This is a genomic window from Profundibacter sp. (genome assembly GCF_965277155.1).
Taxonomy (GTDB): Bacteria; Pseudomonadota; Alphaproteobacteria; order Rhodobacterales; family Rhodobacteraceae; genus Profundibacter.
Genome location: NZ_CBDIBV010000013.1, coordinates 229177 through 245493 on the forward strand (window position 1 = coordinate 229177; position 16317 = coordinate 245493).

The window sequence follows — 16317 nt, forward strand, 5'->3', positions numbered from 1 at the left end:
CTGTGCTAAAGGCGCAAAAGCAACCTGAAAGTGGCCAATGTGTGATGGCAGCGAAATTTTCGGCGAAATGAACGCCCGCAGTCGCGAGGTGTTCCGTCTGGTGGTGGAAAGCTATCTGGAAACAGGTGGCCCGATTGGTTCACGCACGCTTACCCGTTCACTAAGCGAAAAGGTAAGTGCGGCGACCATTCGCAATGTGATGCAGGATCTGGAGCATCTTGGTCTGCTGGATTCACCGCATGTTTCGGCGGGGCGTATTCCGACGCAGCACGGTTTACGGATGTTTGTGGACGGTTTGCTGGAAGTGGGTGATTTGCAATCGGACGACCGCCAGAAGATCGACGCAACCGTTGGTGAGGCCAGCGATGTCAACTCCTTGCTGGATCGGGTTGGTTCGGCCCTGTCCGGCATGACGCATGGCGCATCGCTGGTTCTGGCCCCCAAACACGAAGCGCCGATCAAGCATATCGAATTTGTCAGCCTTGCCACCGACCGTGCCCTTGTGGTTTTGGTGTTTGCCGATGGCAACGTGGAAAACCGCGTGTTTACCCCGCCGGTCGGTCAAACCCCGTCATCCCTGCGCGAGGCGGCGAATTTCCTGAATGCCTTGGCCGAGGGGCGCACCCTGTCCGAACTGCGCCAAACCATCGGGCGGGAAATCCAGAACCGCCGTCAGGAAATTGACACCCTTGCCCGCGCGCTGGTCGAAACCGGGTTTGCCCTGTGGGACAATGATGATGACAGCTATGAACGGCTGCTTGTTCGCGGGCGATCAAACCTGCTGGACGATGCCGAATCTGTTGATCTGGAACGCATCCGGTCCCTGTTTGACGACCTTGAGCGCAAACGCGACATTGCCGAATTTCTGGAATTGACCGAAGAAGGCGAAGGCGTGCGCATATTTATTGGCTCCGAGAACAAATTATTCTCACTTTCGGGTTCATCTTTGGTGGTTTCCCCTTATATGAATTCTGACCGAAAGATTATCGGTGCGGTCGGGGTCATTGGCCCCACGCGTCTGAATTATGGACGGATCGTGCCGATTGTCGATTATACAGCACAACTGGTTGGAAAACTGATTTCGGATCAGGGCTAAGGAAAAGAAAATGGCAAACGAGAACAAAGACGAATTTCTGGACGATATCGAGTCGCTCGAAGCCGAGCAGGACCGGATCGCAGAAGAAGACGAGGCTGCCGAGGTAGACGAGCTGGAGCAAATGCGCGCCGAACGGGATGAGATGAAAGACCGTTTCATGCGGGCGCTGGCGGATGCTGAAAATTCGCGCAAACGCAGCGAGCGTGATAGGCGCGAGGCCGAGCAATACGGCGGATCCAAGATGGCCCGCGATATGCTGCCGGTTTATGACAGCCTGAAGCGGGCGTTGGAAACTGTGACGGATGAGCAGCGCGCAACATCGGGCGCATTGATCGAAGGGATCGAGCTGACCATGCGCGAATTGCTTCATGTGTTTGAAAAGCACGGGATTGTGCGGATTGCGCCTAAGGTTGGTGACCGGTTCGACCCGAATTTCCACGAATCCATGTTCGAGGCACCCCTGCCTGATACCAAAGCCGGCGATATCATTCAGGTGTCGGCCGAAGGCTTCATGCTGCACGACCGCCTGCTGCGCCCGGCGCAAGTTGGCGTTTCGTCCACGCCTAAGGGCTAGGATTCCAGCTCTTTCAATTCATATAGCAGGGCGAGCGCCTCTTTCGGGGTCAGCTCGTCCGGCAGTATGTCCTTCAAACGGCTTTCGATTTCCGATTCTTTCGCTTGCATTGGCGCTGCCTGTGCGGGTGTTGCGGAAAAAAGGGGCAAATCGTCGATCAAAGCTTTTTGCCCGACTTTACCTTCGCGCTCGCCCTTCTCTAACATTTCTAGAACAACCCGCGCACGGGCCACCACGGTTTCCGGCAATCCGGCCAATCGTGCCACCTGCACCCCGTATGACCGATCCGCCGCACCTTTTTTTACTTCGTGCAGAAAAATCACATCACCTTCCCACTCCTTGACCGTCACTGTGGCGTTATCCACCCCGTCCAGTTTGTCGGACAGGGCGGTTATTTCGTGGTAATGCGTGGCGAACAACGCGCGGCTTTGGTTTACATCGTGCAAATGTTCCAGCGTGGCCCATGCGATGGACAACCCGTCATAGGTGGCTGTTCCCCGTCCAATTTCATCCAGAATAACCAGCGCGCGGTCGTCTGCCTGATTAAGGATCGCGGCGGTTTCGACCATTTCTACCATAAATGTCGATCGCCCCCGCGCCAGATCATCCGAAGCCCCAACGCGGCTGAACAATTGCGAAACCAGCCCGATATGGGCGCGATCTGCCGGAACATAGGACCCGATCTGCGCCAGCAGGGCAATCAACGCATTCTGGCGCAAAAATGTCGATTTACCCGACATATTCGGACCGGTTAGCAGCCATATATCCGCCCCGTCCGAGCCATCGGCCAGATCGCAGTCATTGGCAATAAACGGTGCACCCCCCTGTTGGCGCAAGGCTCGTTCCACCACCGGATGCCGCCCACCAGTAATTTCAAAGGCTCGGCTGTCATCGACAACAGGTTTGCACCAGTTTTCACCTGTTGCCAGATCGGCAAAGGCACAGGCCAGATCAATTTCCGCCAGCGCGGCAGCGGCCAGATTAACGGGGCCGGATTGGGCCAGAATGGCGTCTTTTAGCGTGGAATAGAGCCGCTTTTCAATTTCCAACGCTCTGTTGCCCGCGTTCAGGATTTTGGTTTCCATCTCTGACAATGGTACCGTGGTGAACCGCACCGCATTGGCTGTGGTTTGTCGGTGGATGAATGTCTCGGACAGGGGGGCGGACAGCATGGCATCGGCATGTTTCGCCGTGGTTTCGATGAAATAGCCCAGCACATTGTTATGCTTGACCTTCAGTGCCTGAATGCCGGTTTTCTCGATATATTCGGCCTGCATTGCGGCAATCACGCTGCGCCCTTCATCGCGCAGGGTTCGGGCCTCGTCCAGATCGGCGTTATAGCCGGGTGCGATGAACCCGCCATCGCGGGCCAGCAAGGGTGGATCGGCAACCAGTGCCTGTTCCAGTAGGTTCAGCAATTCGTCGTGTCCGCGCAGGGCATCCACCGCATCGGCCAGAATTTCGGGCAATTCCAACCCGCCCGCCCGCACCGCAATGCTGCCGGCCTGCGTTAGACCATCGCGCACGGCCGTCAAATCCCGTGGCCCGCCCCGATCCAGACCCAGACGCGAAACCGCGCGGTCCATATCGGGGGCTTTGCGCAGATCATCGCGCAGGGCATCGGCCAATGCGCTGTTTTCGATCATAAAGGAAACCGCATCCAGCCGCGCATGGATGGCTGACAGGTTTCGCGATGGGCTGGACAACCGCCGTTCCAGCAACCGCCCGCCGCCCGCCGTGATGGTCCGGTCAATCACCGCAATCAGGCTTCCGTCACGCCCGCCGCTTAAGCTGCGGGTCAGTTCCAGATTCCGCCTCGTCGCCGCATCGATCTGCATCGCCCCGTCCGCACTTTCACGCACCGGTGGGCGCAATAAGGGCAACTGCCCCTTTTGCGTAATGTCCAGCCATTCGACAATCGCCCCCATTGCCGAATTTTCCGCACGGGAAAACTGTCCAAAAGCCTCCATCGTGCCGATCTTGAACAGTCCGGTCAGCCGCTTTTCCGCCGCTGTGCTGTCAAAACTGGCTGGGGATAAGGCGGTTAGGGATGCCCCAATATCAGTCACTAACTCGGCTAAATCCGCTTCCATTTGCTCGGACACCACCAGTTCACGCGGGGACAGCCGTGCCAGTTCCGGACCCAGTTTTACCCGTGGGCAAGGCATCACATGAAACACGCCGGTGGATATATCGACCCACGCCAATGCCCCTTCGCCGCGCACCTCGGAATAGGCCGCCAGAAAATTATGCCGTCGCGCGTCCAGCAATGAATCCTCGGTCAATGTGCCCGGCGTGACCAGCCGCACAACCTCGCGTTTGACCACTGCCTTGTAGCCGCGTTTTTTGGCTTCGGCGGGGTCTTCCATCTGTTCGCAAACCGCAACGCGGAACCCTTTGCGGATCAGCGTCAGGAAATACCCCTCGGCCGCGCGTACGGGGACGCCGCACATCGGTATGTCCTGCCCCAGATGTTTGCCCCGTTTGGTCAGGGCAATATCCAGCGCCTCGGCTGCCGCGACCGCATCGTCAAAGAACATCTCGTAAAAATCGCCCATCCGGTAAAACAAAAGCGCATCCTGATGATCGGCTTTTATTTCCAGAAACTGTGCCATCATTGGCGTGACGGATGTTTTGGCGATATTCATCTAACCCCCCGGTTCAAACTGCCGCGATACTACAAATTCGCCGCCCGATGTGGAACCCGCAAAAGGCCGATGTTGTGACCGGCCCAATTCGGCGTTATTGGGGTATAAACGAAAACAGAAAGTTCGACGATGTCCAACAATAACAAATTCACTGATGCAGAGGCGCTCGCCTATCACCTGAAGCCTGTTCCCGGCAAATACGAAGTGACACCGACCAAACCAATGACTACCCAGCGTGACCTATCGCTGGCGTATAGCCCCGGTGTGGCAGTTCCGGTCGAAGCCATCGCGGAAAACCCAGAAACGGCGTATGATTATACAAATAAAGGTAATATGGTCGCGGTAATCACCAATGGCTCGGCCATTCTGGGCATGGGAAATCTGGGTGCGCTTGCGTCCAAACCGGTTATGGAGGGCAAGGCGGTTCTGTTCAAACGCTTTGCCGATGTAAACTCGATTGATCTTGAGCTGGATACAGAAGACCCCGAAGAAATCATCAATGCCGTGCGCCTGATGGGGCCTGCCTTTGGCGGGATCAACCTTGAGGATATCAAAGCACCGGAATGTTTTATCATCGAACAGCGTTTGAAAGAGGAAATGGACATTCCCGTCTTTCACGATGATCAGCACGGAACAGCAGTGATTTGCACCGCCGGGCTAATCAACGCGTTACATCTGTCAGGCAAAAAGATCGAAGATTGCCGCATCGTGGTGAACGGGGCGGGGGCTGCGGGGATTGCCTGTATCGAGCTGATAAAATCGATCGGGGCCAAACATGATAATTGCCTTCTGTGTGATACCAAAGGCGTGATTTATCAGGGCCGTAAAGAGGGTATGAACCAGTGGAAATCGGCCCATGCCGCCAACACCGACTTGCGTACACTGGATGAAGCCATGAAGGGTGCTGACGTGTTTCTGGGCGTGTCTGCCAAAGGCGCAGTAACACAGGAAATGGTCTCTAACATGGCCAAAGACCCGGTTATTTTTGCAATGGCAAACCCTGATCCGGAAATTACGCCGGAAGAGGCCCACGCGGTGCGCGAGGATGCCATCGTTGCCACGGGCCGTTCGGATTACCCCAATCAGGTGAACAACGTGCTGGGCTTTCCCTACCTGTTCCGTGGGGCGCTGGATATTCACGCCCGCGCTATCAATGACGAGATGAAAATCGCTTGCGCCCATGCCCTGGCCGAACTGGCGCGCGAGGATGTGCCGGACGAAGTGGCGATGGCTTATGGCCGTGCGCTGAGTTTTGGTCGTGATTACATTATCCCCGCCCCGTTTGATCCGCGCTTGATATATACAATTCCGCCTGCCGTGGCCAAGGCAGGCATGGACACCGGCGTCGCCCGTCGTCCGATTGTCGATATGGAAGGTTATCGGGAATCATTGAAAGAACGGCTTGATCCTACAGCGTCGATTCTGCGCGGCATCCACGCCCGCGCTAAAGCGGCGCAACGGCGGATGATTTTTGCTGAAGGTGACGACATTCGTGTGTTGCGGGCTGCGGTAGCATATCAGCGGGCCGGTCTGGGCCATGCTTTGGTTGTTGGTCGAGAAAATGACGTTAAGTCCAAGCTGGAAGCAATCGGCATGGCAGATGCAGTTGACGAGCTGGAGGTGGTAAACGCCGCCAATACGCAGCATCTTACGACGTATAAGGATTTTTTATATCGGCGGCTGCAACGCAAAGGATTTGACCGTTTCGATGTGCATAAGCTCGCCGCGCGGGACCGGCATGTGTTTGCAGCGCTGATGCTGGCACATGGACATGGCGACGGGTTGGTGACAGGGGCAACGCGTAAATCGGCACATGTGCTGCAACTGATCAACCATGTGTTTGATGCCACTGCCGCAGACGGGGCTGTCGGGGTAACCGCAGTGTTGCAAGGCGGGAAAATCGTGTTGATTGCCGATACGCTGGTGCATGAATGGCCCGATGAAGAAGATCTGGCCACGATTGCCGAACGTGGTGCGGATGTGGCCAAATCCCTCGGGTTAGAACCGCGTGTGGCCTTTGTCAGCTTTTCGACTTTCGGCTATCCGGTGTCCGAACGGGCCGAAAAAATGCACCTTGCGCCGAATGTGTTGGAAAAACGCGGTGTTTCTTTCGAGTTTGAGGGTGAAATGACCGTAGATGTGGCCCTGAATGCCAAGGCGATGGCGCAATATCCGTTCAGCCGCCTGACCGGCCCCGCGAATGTTCTGGTGGTTCCGGCGCGACATTCGGCTTCGATCTCGGTCAAGCTGATGCAGGAAATGGCGGGGGCAACGGTGATCGGACCAATCCTGACCGGGATTGATAAATCGATCCAGATATGTTCCACCGTGTCGACCTCGAACGACATTCTGAACATGGCCATTCTGGCGGCCTGCAAGGTGGGTTAGATGACGATCTATAACCTTGGTTCGATCAACGCCGATCATTTCTATCAGGTGCCGCATTTACCCCGGGCGGGGGAAACGCTGGCGGCGGATGCGTTTTCGACTGGGTTGGGCGGCAAGGGGATCAATCAATCGGTTGCCGCTGCGCTAGCGGGTTCAAAGGTGGTTCATATCGGTGCTGTCGGACCGGATGGGCAATGGGCCGTTGACCGGATTACCGGTTTCGGGGTGGATACGCAGCATATACAAACGGTAAAAACACCAACGGGCCATGCGATTATAAACGTGGATACGGGCGGGGAAAACGAGATTGTGATTTTTTCCGGTGCGAACAATTGCCAGTCAGTGACACAGATCGAACAGGTTCTGGGTGGGGCTGACAGGGGCGACATCCTGCTTTTGCAAAACGAAACTACGCTTCAGGTCGAGGCCGCGAAGATTGCCCATGATCGCGGCTTGAAGGTGATCTATTCTGCTGCACCATTTTCAGTGGAGGCGGTTAAGAATGTGATGGAATACGTCACGATCCTGATGATGAATCAGGTTGAATCAGAGCAGCTTTGCGCAGGATTAGAGACTGATCTGGCCTCACTTCCGATTTCCGAAATTATCGTCACAAAAGGGTCAAACGGGGCGATGTGGTTGCAGCCCGAAACCGGCGAAACCAGCTATACCCCTTCGTTCCCCGTCAAATCTGTCGATACCACGGCCGCAGGCGATACCTTTGCCGGTTATGTTGCGGCGGGGCTGGACCAGGGGATGAACGTGCAGGACACAATGCGCCGCGCGTCGGCGGCTGCGGCATTGAAGGTGACGCGCAAGGGGACGGCGGACGTGATTCCGTCATCAGATGAAGTTGCGGAATTTTTGACCGTTAATGATGGATAAACGGAGCATTTGCACCCCATAGGCGCTGTACTCGTGCATCACGACCACAAGCCTTGCGATAGGCTTGGTAGGTTTGGGATTGCTTCTTTATCCCGAACCGTGTCAGAACCCGCCGTGTTCCCCTATAGTAATTCTGATGCGGCGGACCAGCGACGTAAAACCGGTCAGCCGGTAATATCTGGGTGCGTATCCTACGATGTAAAGCACGTTTGGCATATCGAATAGTTGCTTCAGCTATGGCCTTTTCCCTTGGATTAGAGACGAATATAGCTGTGCGATAACTATCTCCACGATCACAAAATTGTCCCCCGCCGTCAGTTGGATCAATTGACATGATGAACAGTTTCAGCAGCGTTTCATAACTGATCTTGTCTGGATCATAGGTAATCTGCACGGCCTCGAAATGGCCGGTCCCACCAGCTTTTACCTGTTTGTAGGTCGGGTTTTTCGTGTGCCCGCCAGTGAAACCCGAAACAGCTTTGACCACCCCGCGCACCCGCTCAAAATCGGATTCAACACACCAGAAGCAGCCGCCTGCCACCACCATTGTTTTCGTCTGCGCTGCATAGGCGCGTGAATGGTTCAAAACGACACCTGCCAGTATGGCGATAAACAGTATGATGCTTTTGAGCGAATACTTCCTGAGGCTCATGCTTGGTCTCCTTGGGTTTTCCACAGCTTGTTTTATGCGCAGCCTCTGCACAACCCGCCTCACGCCACAGTGAACAGGATTTACCACTTGCGATGTGACTGATCTGCGCTAACGTCTGGGCAGATAAGGAGTCCGAAAATGTCCGATCACGTCACCACCCATCAGGCGCAAGAAGATGCGCGCAATGAATCGCTGCTGATTTACGTTGATGGCAAAATGAAGCCTCGGGCCGAGGCGATGGTCAGCGTTTACGACAGCGGTTTCATGCTGGGTGACGGTGTGTGGGAAGGGCTGCGTCTATATGACGGGTGCTGGGCCTTTGCGGACGAGCATCTGGACCGGCTGTTCGAGGCTGCCAAGGCGATTGATCTGGATATCGGCATGACACGGGATCAGGTTTTTGCAGCACTTGAGCAAACCCGCGCCGCCAATGACATGCACACCGATGTCCACGCCCGTCTGATGGTGACGCGCGGGGTGAAACGGCTGCCGTTCCAGCATCCCAGTCTGTCGGTCTCCGGTCCGACCATGGTAATCATCATGGAACATTCCAAACCCAAAGCCCCGCGCCCGATCCGGCTGGCCACCGTGCCGCACCAGCGCGGCTTGCCGATGACGCAGGATCCCAAGCTGAACTGCATTCTGGCCTGTATCGCCGCCGAAAAGGCCGGCGCGGACGAGGCCTTGATGCTGGATGTGCATGGATTTGTGAACACCACCAACGCCTGCAACTTTTTCATCGTGCGCAAGGGGCAGGTCTGGACCAGCACCGGCGACTATTGCATGAACGGCATCACCCGCCAAAAGGTGATCGACCTGTGCCGCGCCAATGATATTGAGGTGTTCGAGCGCAACTATTCGCTGGTCGATACTTACGGTGCGGACGAGGCCTTTCTGACAGGCACCTTTGGTGCGCAATCCCCTATCAGCGAAATTGACGGGCGGGTGATTGGCAGCGGCGAATTGGGGCCGGTGACGGAACGTATCAGGGGCTGTATAAGGCTCTAATCCAGCAGGAAATAGCAAAATGAAGATTGCAATGTGGTCCGGCCCGCGGAACCTTTCAACGGCAATGATGTATTCTTTTGGTGCGCGTGCGGATTGCGCCGTGTGGGACGAGCCGTTCTATGCGGCCTATCTGGATATGACGGGGCTAAAGCATCCGATGCGTGATGAAATTCTGGCCGCAGGGGAAACGGATGCGGATAAGGTGGCGGCGCGTCTGGTTGGGCCGCACCCTGAGGGTAAGCCGCACTTCTATCAAAAACACATGACCCAGCATATGATTGACGGGGTGGATCGAGGCTGGATGAAACAGGTGAAAAACGTGTTCCTGATCCGCCATCCGGCCCGCGTGATTGCCAGCTATGCCGCCAAACGCGATAACCCGACGCTGGATGATATCGGGTTCTGGCAACAGGCGGAATTGTTCGACGCCTGCGATGATCCGATCGTGATTGATTCCCATGACATCCGCGAAAACCCCGAAGGGATGTTGCGCGCCCTGTGCGATGCGCTGGATTTGCCGTTTGATCCGGCGATGTTGTCGTGGTCTGCAGGGGGTCACAAGGACGATGGCGCATGGGCGCCGCATTGGTATGGCGCTGTGCATAACAGCACGGGGTTTGCGGGGGTCGAGGGGCCGTTGCCGGATATGAAAGGGGCCTATTCGGAACTAACCGAACACGCCCTACCATTTTACCGGAGATTGGAAGCGGCTAAAATCAGCCTTTAACCCGCTTGTCCCGTGCCGCCAGCAGTTTCAGGCGCAGCGCGTTGATCTTGATGAAACCGGCGGCGTCTTTTTGATCATAGGCACCGGCGTCATCCTCGAATGTCACATGCTCTTCGGAATAAAGCGAATGATCCGACCAGCGGCCAACGGTTTGTACCATGCCTTTGTACAGCTTCAGCCGCACGGTGCCCATGACGTGTTCTTGTGACTGGTCAATCAGCGCCTGCAGCATTTCACGTTCGGGGCTGAACCAGAATCCGTTGTAGATCAGCTCGGCGTATTTCGGCATCAGTTCGTCTTTCAGATGCGCCGCACCACGGTCCAGCGTGATGCTTTCGATGCCGCGGTGTGCTTCCAGCATGATAGTGCCGCCGGGTGTTTCGTAAATGCCGCGTGATTTCATGCCGACGAACCGGCCTTCGACCAGATCAAGGCGGCCGATGCCGTGCTTGCCGCCCAACTCGTTCAGCGCGGTCAGCATTTCGGCAGGCGTCAGGGGCTTGCCGTCCAGCGCAACGGGGTCGCCCTTTTCATAGGTGATCTCGATGAATTCCGGCTGATCGGGCGCGTCTTCGGGATTGACCGTGCGCTGGTAAACGTAATCGGGGGCCTCAATGGCGGGGTCTTCCAGCACTTTGCCCTCGGAAGATGTGTGCAGCAGGTTGGCATCTACACTGAACGGGGCCTCGCCGCGTTTGTCTTTGGCGATCGGAATCTGGTGCGCTTCGGCGAATTCCAACAGACGGGTGCGGCTGGATAAATCCCATTCCCGCCACGGTGCGATCACCTTGATGTCCGGGTTCAGCGCATAGGCCGCCAATTCGAACCGCACCTGATCATTGCCCTTACCGGTTGCGCCATGCGCCACTGCATCCGCATTATGTTCAGCGGCAATTTCCACCAGCCGTTTGGAAATCAGCGGCCGCGCGATGGAGGTGCCCAGCAGATACAGCCCTTCGTATTGCGCATTGGCGCGGAACATCGGGAAAACGAAATCACGCACGAATTCCTCGCGCAAATCCTCGATATGGATGTTTTCGGGTTTCACGCCCAGCAGCTCGGCCTTTTTGCGGGCCGGCTCCAGCTCTTCGCCCTGCCCCAGATCGGCGGTAAAGGTCACGACCTCGCAGCCGTATTCGATTTCCAGCCACTTCAAAATGATCGAAGTATCAAGGCCACCGGAATAGGCCAGCACAACTTTTTTAGGCGCAGACATTTTTTTCTCCAACATCCATCGGGTTTTATTGGCGATTATCCCCATTTCGGCCAAAGGGCAAGCCATGTGCGGTTGACCCGCTATAATTGCGGTGGGTATCAACGGGGAAGTTTGGTTTTTGAAAAGGAATGAATAATGCAGGGCTGGAAGATATTTACTCATTCCTTGGGGATGATCTTTAACAATCTGGGCGCGGCGCTCAGGATTTCAATGGTGCTGTATCTGATCAATTCCGTTGTGGGGATCTATTTTGGCAGCAAATACGGCGATGTGCTGAATGGTATGGAATCCGGCTATTTGTTTTTGGCTCCACAGGGTTTCTGGGGGGCGTGGTTTGTAACTATGCTGATCGGGGCAATCACCAGCCTGTGGGTCGCTGTCAGCTGGCATCGCTATATTCTATTAGAGGAAAACCCCGGTGCAATGTTGCCATCCTTTAATTTTGACCGGATTCTTGCCTATTTTTTCACCTCCATTCTACTTGGCCTGATTATCGCCTTTGTTGCGTTGATCGTTGGCATGATTGCCGGTGTTATTCTTGCCGGACTCGTCGGTTTACAAGAGGGACCTGTTTTGCAGCTTTTGCTTCAGATAATGGTTATGGGGCCGGTAATCTATGTTTTCTATCGTCTAAGCCTGTCTTTGCCGGCTGCCGCTTTGGGCAAACCGGTGGGTATTGGGGAATCCCTGACGCTAACAAAACCCGCTTCGGGGGCGATTATCCAGTTGATGGTTCTTGGGCTTATTGCAGCCGGAATTTTGAAACTACCCAGTTACTTCCACCCTGACCCGTCCTCGATTCTAAACCTTGTCTATACCCATGTTGTCGGCTGGTTTATCATGATGGGCAGCGTTAGTATTCTGACCACCCTTTATGGTGTCTATGTCGAAAACCGCGAGCTGTAGGATGTCACAATTCACCGAAAATGCCCGCACCGCCACCACCGCAATGCGCACCCTGTTTGATCCGACACCGTTGCAGCGCAATGATCATCTGTCTGCCCGTTATGGTGCCGACATCTGGCTAAAGCGCGAGGATCTTTCGCCGGTGCGCTCCTACAAAATCCGCGGGGCGTTGAATGCGATGCGCAAGGTGGTCGATCATCAGGACGTTTTCGTTTGCGCCAGTGCCGGAAATCATGCGCAAGGGGTGGGTTTTGTTTGCCGCCATTTCGGGGTGAAGGGGGTGATTTTTATGCCTGTCACCACACCACAGCAAAAGGTAAACAAGACCCGCATTTTTGGCGGTGATAACATCGAAATCCGCCTGGTTGGGGATTATTTCGATGACACGCTTGCTTCGGCCCGCAGTTATTGCGACGAAGTCGGCGCGCATTTCCTGCCACCGTTCGATGATGTGGATGTGATCGAGGGGCAGGCCTCGGTCGCGGTGGAAATGTTGGAGCAACTGGGCCGCGCGCCGGATATGGTGGTGCTGCCGGTTGGGGGTGGGGGGCTGTCTTCCGGCATTAAATCCTACCTGTCCGAACAGGCGCCGGATACCAAAATCCGTTATGTTGAGCCAACTGGCGGTCCAAGCCTGACAGCCGCGATTGCCGCCGGCAAACCTGTCACGCTGAACAAGGTCGACAGCTTTGTCGACGGGGCTGCTGTGGCCCGTATTGGCGAAGAAAACTTCAAGGTATTAAAAGACATCCCCGCCGATAATATCCTGCTGGCTCCAGAAGACCGGATTTGCACAACGATGGTGGAAATGCTGAATGTTGAGGGCATTGTTCTGGAACCAGCAGGCGCGCTTTCGGTAGATGCGCTGCCTACGCTGGCCGACCAGATCAAAGGTAAAACCGTGGTTTGTGTGACCTCCGGCGGCAATTTCGATTTTGAACGCCTGCCCGAGGTCAAGGAACGTGCCCAGCGCTATTTGGGTTTGAAGAAATATTTCATCCTGCGGCTGCCGCAGCGCCCCGGTGCGCTAAAGGATTTCCTGTCAATCCTTGGCCCGCATGACAATATTGCGCGTTTCGAATACATGAAGAAATCGGCGCGGAATTTTGGCTCGGTGCTGATCGGGATCGAAACCGATGACGCCAAAAACTTCGCCCGTCTGTTTGAAGAAATGGACAAGGCCGGATTTACCTTTAGCGACATCACCAATGACGAAACCGTGGCCGAGTTTGTTATCTAAGGTCCTGACCCTAGGCAGCTTTCATACAGCCGAACTTTTTACTGAAAACCGACTTCGAGGCGGCGTAAGACTCGAATACCTCATCCAGATCAACCGTTTCGGCTTGCCCGCTTGCGGCAGCCTTTTCACCTGCCTGGCATAGGTCCGAAAACTGTAAGAACCCCAGATTTAATGCACTGCTTTTCAGAAAATGCATGTCCTCCTCCAGTCGTGACAGGTCGGGTGCTGCGATCATTCGCACCATTGTATCCTCGACCTCTTCCAGAAACATTGCGACGACTTCGCGGAAATCCTCGATCCCGACTTCGTCGCGCAATTCATTTACCCGTTCCCAACTGATCAAAGTACAACTCCTAAAACCCGGCTATGCATATTGATACGGTCGTAAGGATTAACAGCGGGTAACCCGTTGCGATTCTATATCATTCAAATTTTATGAGGGGCTGACCCAGATAACCTAAAAAGAGGTTATGATGGGAAGCATGAGAAAGAGTCGCCTGAGCCACTACAAGCAAGACCGTCTTACGGAGCATTTTGTTTCGGGATCGACAGCACGAACAGCAGCCAGTTTGTGTGGTGTAAACCGCAAGACCGCAGCGTTTTATTTTCTACGCCTGCGCGAGATAATCGCCTATGAGCTGGAGGCGGAAAGCCAAGCTATGTTCGGCGGAGAAATAGAAGTGGACGAAAGCTACTTTGGCGGCAAACGCAAAGGTAAACGCGGGCGTGGTGCGGCAGGTAAAATTCCCGTTTTTGGTATATTAAAAAGGGGTGGGAAGGTTTACACCAAGATCATCCCGGACGCCAAATCCGCCACTCTGATCCCGATCATAGAGCGCAAAGTCGTGCCGGATTCCATCGTCTATTCCGATTGTTGGCGCGGTTATAATGTGCTGGATGTGTCAGACTTCCACCACTTTCGCATCCATCAACCATTCCAAGCTCTTTGCAGACCGTCACAACCACATCAATGGCATCGAGAATTTCTGGAACCAAGCCAAGCGCCACATGCGCCGATTTAACGGTGTCCCCAAGGCCCAATTTGGGCTATATTTGAAGGAATGCGAGTGGCGTTTCAACAACAGTGACCCTTCAGCTCAGTTATTGCAGCTAAGACAATGGGTTAAGCGTTACTTGAAGTAGTTATCTGGGTCAGCCCCTTTTATGATTCACTTGGCCTTAAAAGATTACTGCCACAAAACCTGTCAAGCGAAGGGATTTTCCCGCAAAAAGGCATAGGATATGGCTGATTCGGCCACGGCAAAAGATATACAACTGTTCGAGGCAGATCTTGAACAAGACGAGGCAATCAAACGGGTTTTGGTTGTTGATGACAGCCGTGTGCAACGCCGGATTCTTTCGTCATCCCTGACGCGCTGGGGCTACGAGGTGATCGAGGCGGATTCGGGCCATGCAGCGCTGGAAATCTGCAAACGCGAGCAACTGGATTTGATCCTCAGCGACTGGATGATGCCGGGGATGAACGGGCTGGAATTCTGCATCGCTTTTCGCGAATTGGCGCAGGACAATTACGGGTATTTCATCCTTCTGACCTCGAAAAGCGAAAAGGACGAAGTGGCGCATGGGCTGGACGTGGGCGCCGATGATTTCCTGACCAAACCGGTTAACGCTAGCGAACTGCGTGCCCGCATCCGCGCCGGCGAACGATTGCAACAAACGCAGCGCGAACTGACGGAAAAGAACCGATTGGTCACCGATGCACTGGCTGAAATCCAATGCCTTTACGACATAATCGACCGCGACTTGATCGAGGCCAAGAAACTGCAACAATCGCTGGTCAAGGAACGCTATCGCGATTTCGGCGCGGCCGAGGTTTCGCTATTGCTGCGCTCCAGCGGGCATGTTGGCGGTGATCTGGTCGGGTTTTTCCCGGTCAGCGATACGCAGATCGGTCTGTATTCAATTGATGTTTCCGGCCACGGGATCACCTCGGCTTTGATGACTGCGCGGCTGGCGGGGTTTTTGTCGGGGTCAACGCCGGATCAGAACCTGGCGTTGCGGCAGGATGACAGCGGTGGATACACCGCCCGTAGTCCGGCGGCCGTTACCGAACACCTGAACCGTATTGTGTTGGAGGAAATGGAGACCGAGCATTATTTCACCCTGTTGCTGGCGCATATTGATCTGACCACAGGCGTGGTGACAGCCACACAGGCGGGGCATCCGCATCCGGCCATTCAGCGGGTGAATGGCGTGGTGGAATATTGCGGCAACGGTGGTTTGCCGGTCGGGTTGATCCCGGGGGCAAGTTTCGAGGATTTCCAGATAACCCTGAACGCAGGGGACAGGTTGCTGTTGATGTCGGACGGGATCACTGAATGTCCGGATGAAACAGGCAGGATGCTGGAGGAAGAGGGCGTAACTGATTTATTAAACCGCAACGCGAATGTGCGCGGAAACCGTTTTCTCGAGGCACTGATGTGGGATTTGACCCAATACGCAGGGGATCAGGATTTTCCCGATGATATTTCGGCGGTTCTGCTAGAATTCAACGGCAACTAACTGAACAATTGTTCTACAAAATACTGGTCGCCCTCATTCGCCAGCCGATGCGCAGCCTCGTCCGGTTTCATCCAAACCGCCATATGTCCCGCCTTACTTGGTGGTCCCAATGCCCGCACAGGCCGTGCTATATAAATATGGCACAACTTTTCTGCCCACAGATCGTATTCCGGCATATAGGTAAACCGCCTAAACACCCCCAGCTTGCGCGGTGCGGCGATCCGCCAGCCGGTTTCCTCGAACACCTCGCGGTGTAGCGCCTGAATAGCCGATTCCCCCGGATCAATCCCGCCGCCGGGCAGTTGGAATTCAGGTGTCGGTTCATCCTGATGGGTCAACAACAGGTTTCGCCCCAACGGCAAAATCGCATAAGCCCCAGGCCGCATAACATAGCGTTTTCCCGCCACAACCGGATCACCAAATCGCCGGATCATCTTATCATCCACTCCCTCAA

The 16317-nt window shown here is 55.1% G+C and carries 13 protein-coding genes and 2 pseudogenes; 10 read left to right on the forward strand and 5 right to left on the reverse strand.

The features are described 5' to 3' along the window. Positions 1-37 precede the first annotated feature (37 nt). Both hrcA and ACQY4M_RS16345 read left to right on the forward strand, forming a co-directional pair. Positions 38-1096 carry a heat-inducible transcriptional repressor HrcA gene (hrcA, locus tag ACQY4M_RS16340; RefSeq protein ID WP_428546278.1) on the forward strand — a complete coding sequence of 353 codons (1059 nt, stop codon included), beginning with the start codon at positions 38-40 and terminating at the stop codon, positions 1094-1096. 10 nt (positions 1097-1106) lie between these two features. After that, entirely contained in the window at positions 1107-1670 is a 564-nt protein-coding gene (locus tag ACQY4M_RS16345) for a nucleotide exchange factor GrpE (RefSeq protein WP_428546281.1), read from the forward strand. Here ACQY4M_RS16345 and mutS read toward each other — a convergent pair. Beyond that, positions 1667-4318 (reverse strand): DNA mismatch repair protein MutS, encoded by a 2652-nt coding sequence (mutS, locus tag ACQY4M_RS16350; protein ID WP_428546284.1) that lies wholly within the window; start codon positions 4316-4318, stop codon positions 1667-1669. The genes ACQY4M_RS16345 and mutS overlap by 4 nt on opposite strands. A 129-nt stretch (positions 4319-4447) precedes the next feature. Here mutS and ACQY4M_RS16355 point away from each other — a divergent pair, with 129 nt between their 5' ends. Both ACQY4M_RS16355 and ACQY4M_RS16360 read left to right on the forward strand, forming a co-directional pair. Then, positions 4448-6706 carry an NADP-dependent malic enzyme gene (locus ACQY4M_RS16355; protein ID WP_428546287.1) on the forward strand — a complete coding sequence of 753 codons (2259 nt, stop codon included), beginning with the start codon at positions 4448-4450 and terminating at the stop codon, positions 6704-6706. Then, the gene (locus tag ACQY4M_RS16360; RefSeq protein WP_428546290.1) at positions 6707-7591 is read left to right on the forward strand and encodes a ribokinase; all 885 of its coding nucleotides are present in this window, start codon (positions 6707-6709) and stop codon (positions 7589-7591) included. Here the strand turns inward: ACQY4M_RS16360 and msrA are convergent. Further along, a complete protein-coding gene (gene msrA / locus ACQY4M_RS16365) occupies positions 7578-8243 on the reverse strand; it encodes a peptide-methionine (S)-S-oxide reductase MsrA (RefSeq protein WP_428546293.1) in 666 nt (221 codons plus the stop codon). The two genes, ACQY4M_RS16360 and msrA, sit on opposite strands and share 14 nt — an antisense overlap. A 138-nt stretch (positions 8244-8381) precedes the next feature. Here msrA and ACQY4M_RS16370 point away from each other — a divergent pair. Further along, a pseudogene (locus ACQY4M_RS16370) lies at positions 8382-9274 on the forward strand (aminotransferase class IV). After that, entirely contained in the window at positions 9271-9978 is a 708-nt protein-coding gene (locus ACQY4M_RS16375; RefSeq protein ID WP_428546296.1) for an HAD family hydrolase, read from the forward strand. The pseudogene ACQY4M_RS16370 and the gene ACQY4M_RS16375 overlap by 4 nt, the downstream one beginning before the upstream one ends. Here ACQY4M_RS16375 and ACQY4M_RS16380 read toward each other — a convergent pair. Further along, complete coding sequence (locus ACQY4M_RS16380; protein ID WP_428546299.1) at positions 9968-11194, reverse strand: argininosuccinate synthase; 1227 nt, start codon at positions 11192-11194, stop codon at positions 9968-9970. The genes ACQY4M_RS16375 and ACQY4M_RS16380 overlap by 11 nt on opposite strands. Before the next feature lie 135 nt (positions 11195-11329). Here ACQY4M_RS16380 and ACQY4M_RS16385 point away from each other — a divergent pair, with 135 nt between their 5' ends. Then, positions 11330-12100 (forward strand): hypothetical protein, encoded by a 771-nt coding sequence (locus tag ACQY4M_RS16385; RefSeq protein ID WP_428546302.1) that lies wholly within the window; start codon positions 11330-11332, stop codon positions 12098-12100. A 1-nt stretch (position 12101) separates the two neighbouring features. After that, positions 12102-13340, forward strand: coding sequence for a threonine ammonia-lyase IlvA (gene ilvA / locus ACQY4M_RS16390; protein ID WP_428546305.1), 1239 nt, complete (start codon positions 12102-12104; stop codon positions 13338-13340). Between the two features lie 10 nt (positions 13341-13350). On the opposite strand, the gene ACQY4M_RS16395 is transcribed toward ilvA, so the two are convergent. Further along, complete coding sequence (locus ACQY4M_RS16395; RefSeq protein WP_428546308.1) at positions 13351-13683, reverse strand: Hpt domain-containing protein; 333 nt, start codon at positions 13681-13683, stop codon at positions 13351-13353. 139 nt (positions 13684-13822) lie between these two features. Between ACQY4M_RS16395 and ACQY4M_RS16400 the strand changes: the two are divergent. Together ACQY4M_RS16400 and ACQY4M_RS16405 are read left to right on the forward strand one after the other, a co-directional pair. Next, a pseudogene (locus ACQY4M_RS16400) lies at positions 13823-14483 on the forward strand (IS1595 family transposase). A gap of 99 nt (positions 14484-14582) precedes the next feature. Further along, positions 14583-15863, forward strand: coding sequence for a PP2C family protein-serine/threonine phosphatase (locus ACQY4M_RS16405; protein WP_428546311.1), 1281 nt, complete (start codon positions 14583-14585; stop codon positions 15861-15863). Here the strand turns inward: ACQY4M_RS16405 and ACQY4M_RS16410 are convergent. Next, positions 15860-16297 (reverse strand): NUDIX hydrolase, encoded by a 438-nt coding sequence (locus ACQY4M_RS16410; RefSeq protein ID WP_428548223.1) that lies wholly within the window; start codon positions 16295-16297, stop codon positions 15860-15862. The genes ACQY4M_RS16405 and ACQY4M_RS16410 overlap by 4 nt on opposite strands. Between the last annotated feature and the right edge of the window lie 20 nt (positions 16298-16317).

Bases quoted from the DNA above. Each gene is read 5' to 3' on its own strand.
- ACQY4M_RS16385 (WP_428546302.1), top strand. From the start codon at position 11,330: ATGCAGGGCTGGAAGATATTTACTCATTCCTTGGGGATGATCTTTAAC.
- ACQY4M_RS16380 (WP_428546299.1), bottom strand. From the start codon at position 11,194: ATGTCTGCGCCTAAAAAAGTTGTGCTGGCCTATTCCGGTGGCCTTGAT.
- ACQY4M_RS16355 (WP_428546287.1), top strand. From the start codon at position 4,448: ATGTCCAACAATAACAAATTCACTGATGCAGAGGCGCTCGCCTATCAC.
- msrA (WP_428546293.1), bottom strand. From the start codon at position 8,243: ATGAGCCTCAGGAAGTATTCGCTCAAAAGCATCATACTGTTTATCGCC.
- ACQY4M_RS16405 (WP_428546311.1), top strand. From the start codon at position 14,583: ATGGCTGATTCGGCCACGGCAAAAGATATACAACTGTTCGAGGCAGAT.
- ACQY4M_RS16345 (WP_428546281.1), top strand. From the start codon at position 1,107: ATGGCAAACGAGAACAAAGACGAATTTCTGGACGATATCGAGTCGCTC.
- hrcA (WP_428546278.1), top strand. From the start codon at position 38: ATGTGTGATGGCAGCGAAATTTTCGGCGAAATGAACGCCCGCAGTCGC.
- ilvA (WP_428546305.1), top strand. From the start codon at position 12,102: ATGTCACAATTCACCGAAAATGCCCGCACCGCCACCACCGCAATGCGC.
- ACQY4M_RS16360 (WP_428546290.1), top strand. From the start codon at position 6,707: ATGACGATCTATAACCTTGGTTCGATCAACGCCGATCATTTCTATCAG.
- ACQY4M_RS16410 (WP_428548223.1), bottom strand. From the start codon at position 16,297: ATGATCCGGCGATTTGGTGATCCGGTTGTGGCGGGAAAACGCTATGTT.
- mutS (WP_428546284.1), bottom strand. From the start codon at position 4,318: ATGAATATCGCCAAAACATCCGTCACGCCAATGATGGCACAGTTTCTG.
- ACQY4M_RS16375 (WP_428546296.1), top strand. From the start codon at position 9,271: ATGAAGATTGCAATGTGGTCCGGCCCGCGGAACCTTTCAACGGCAATG.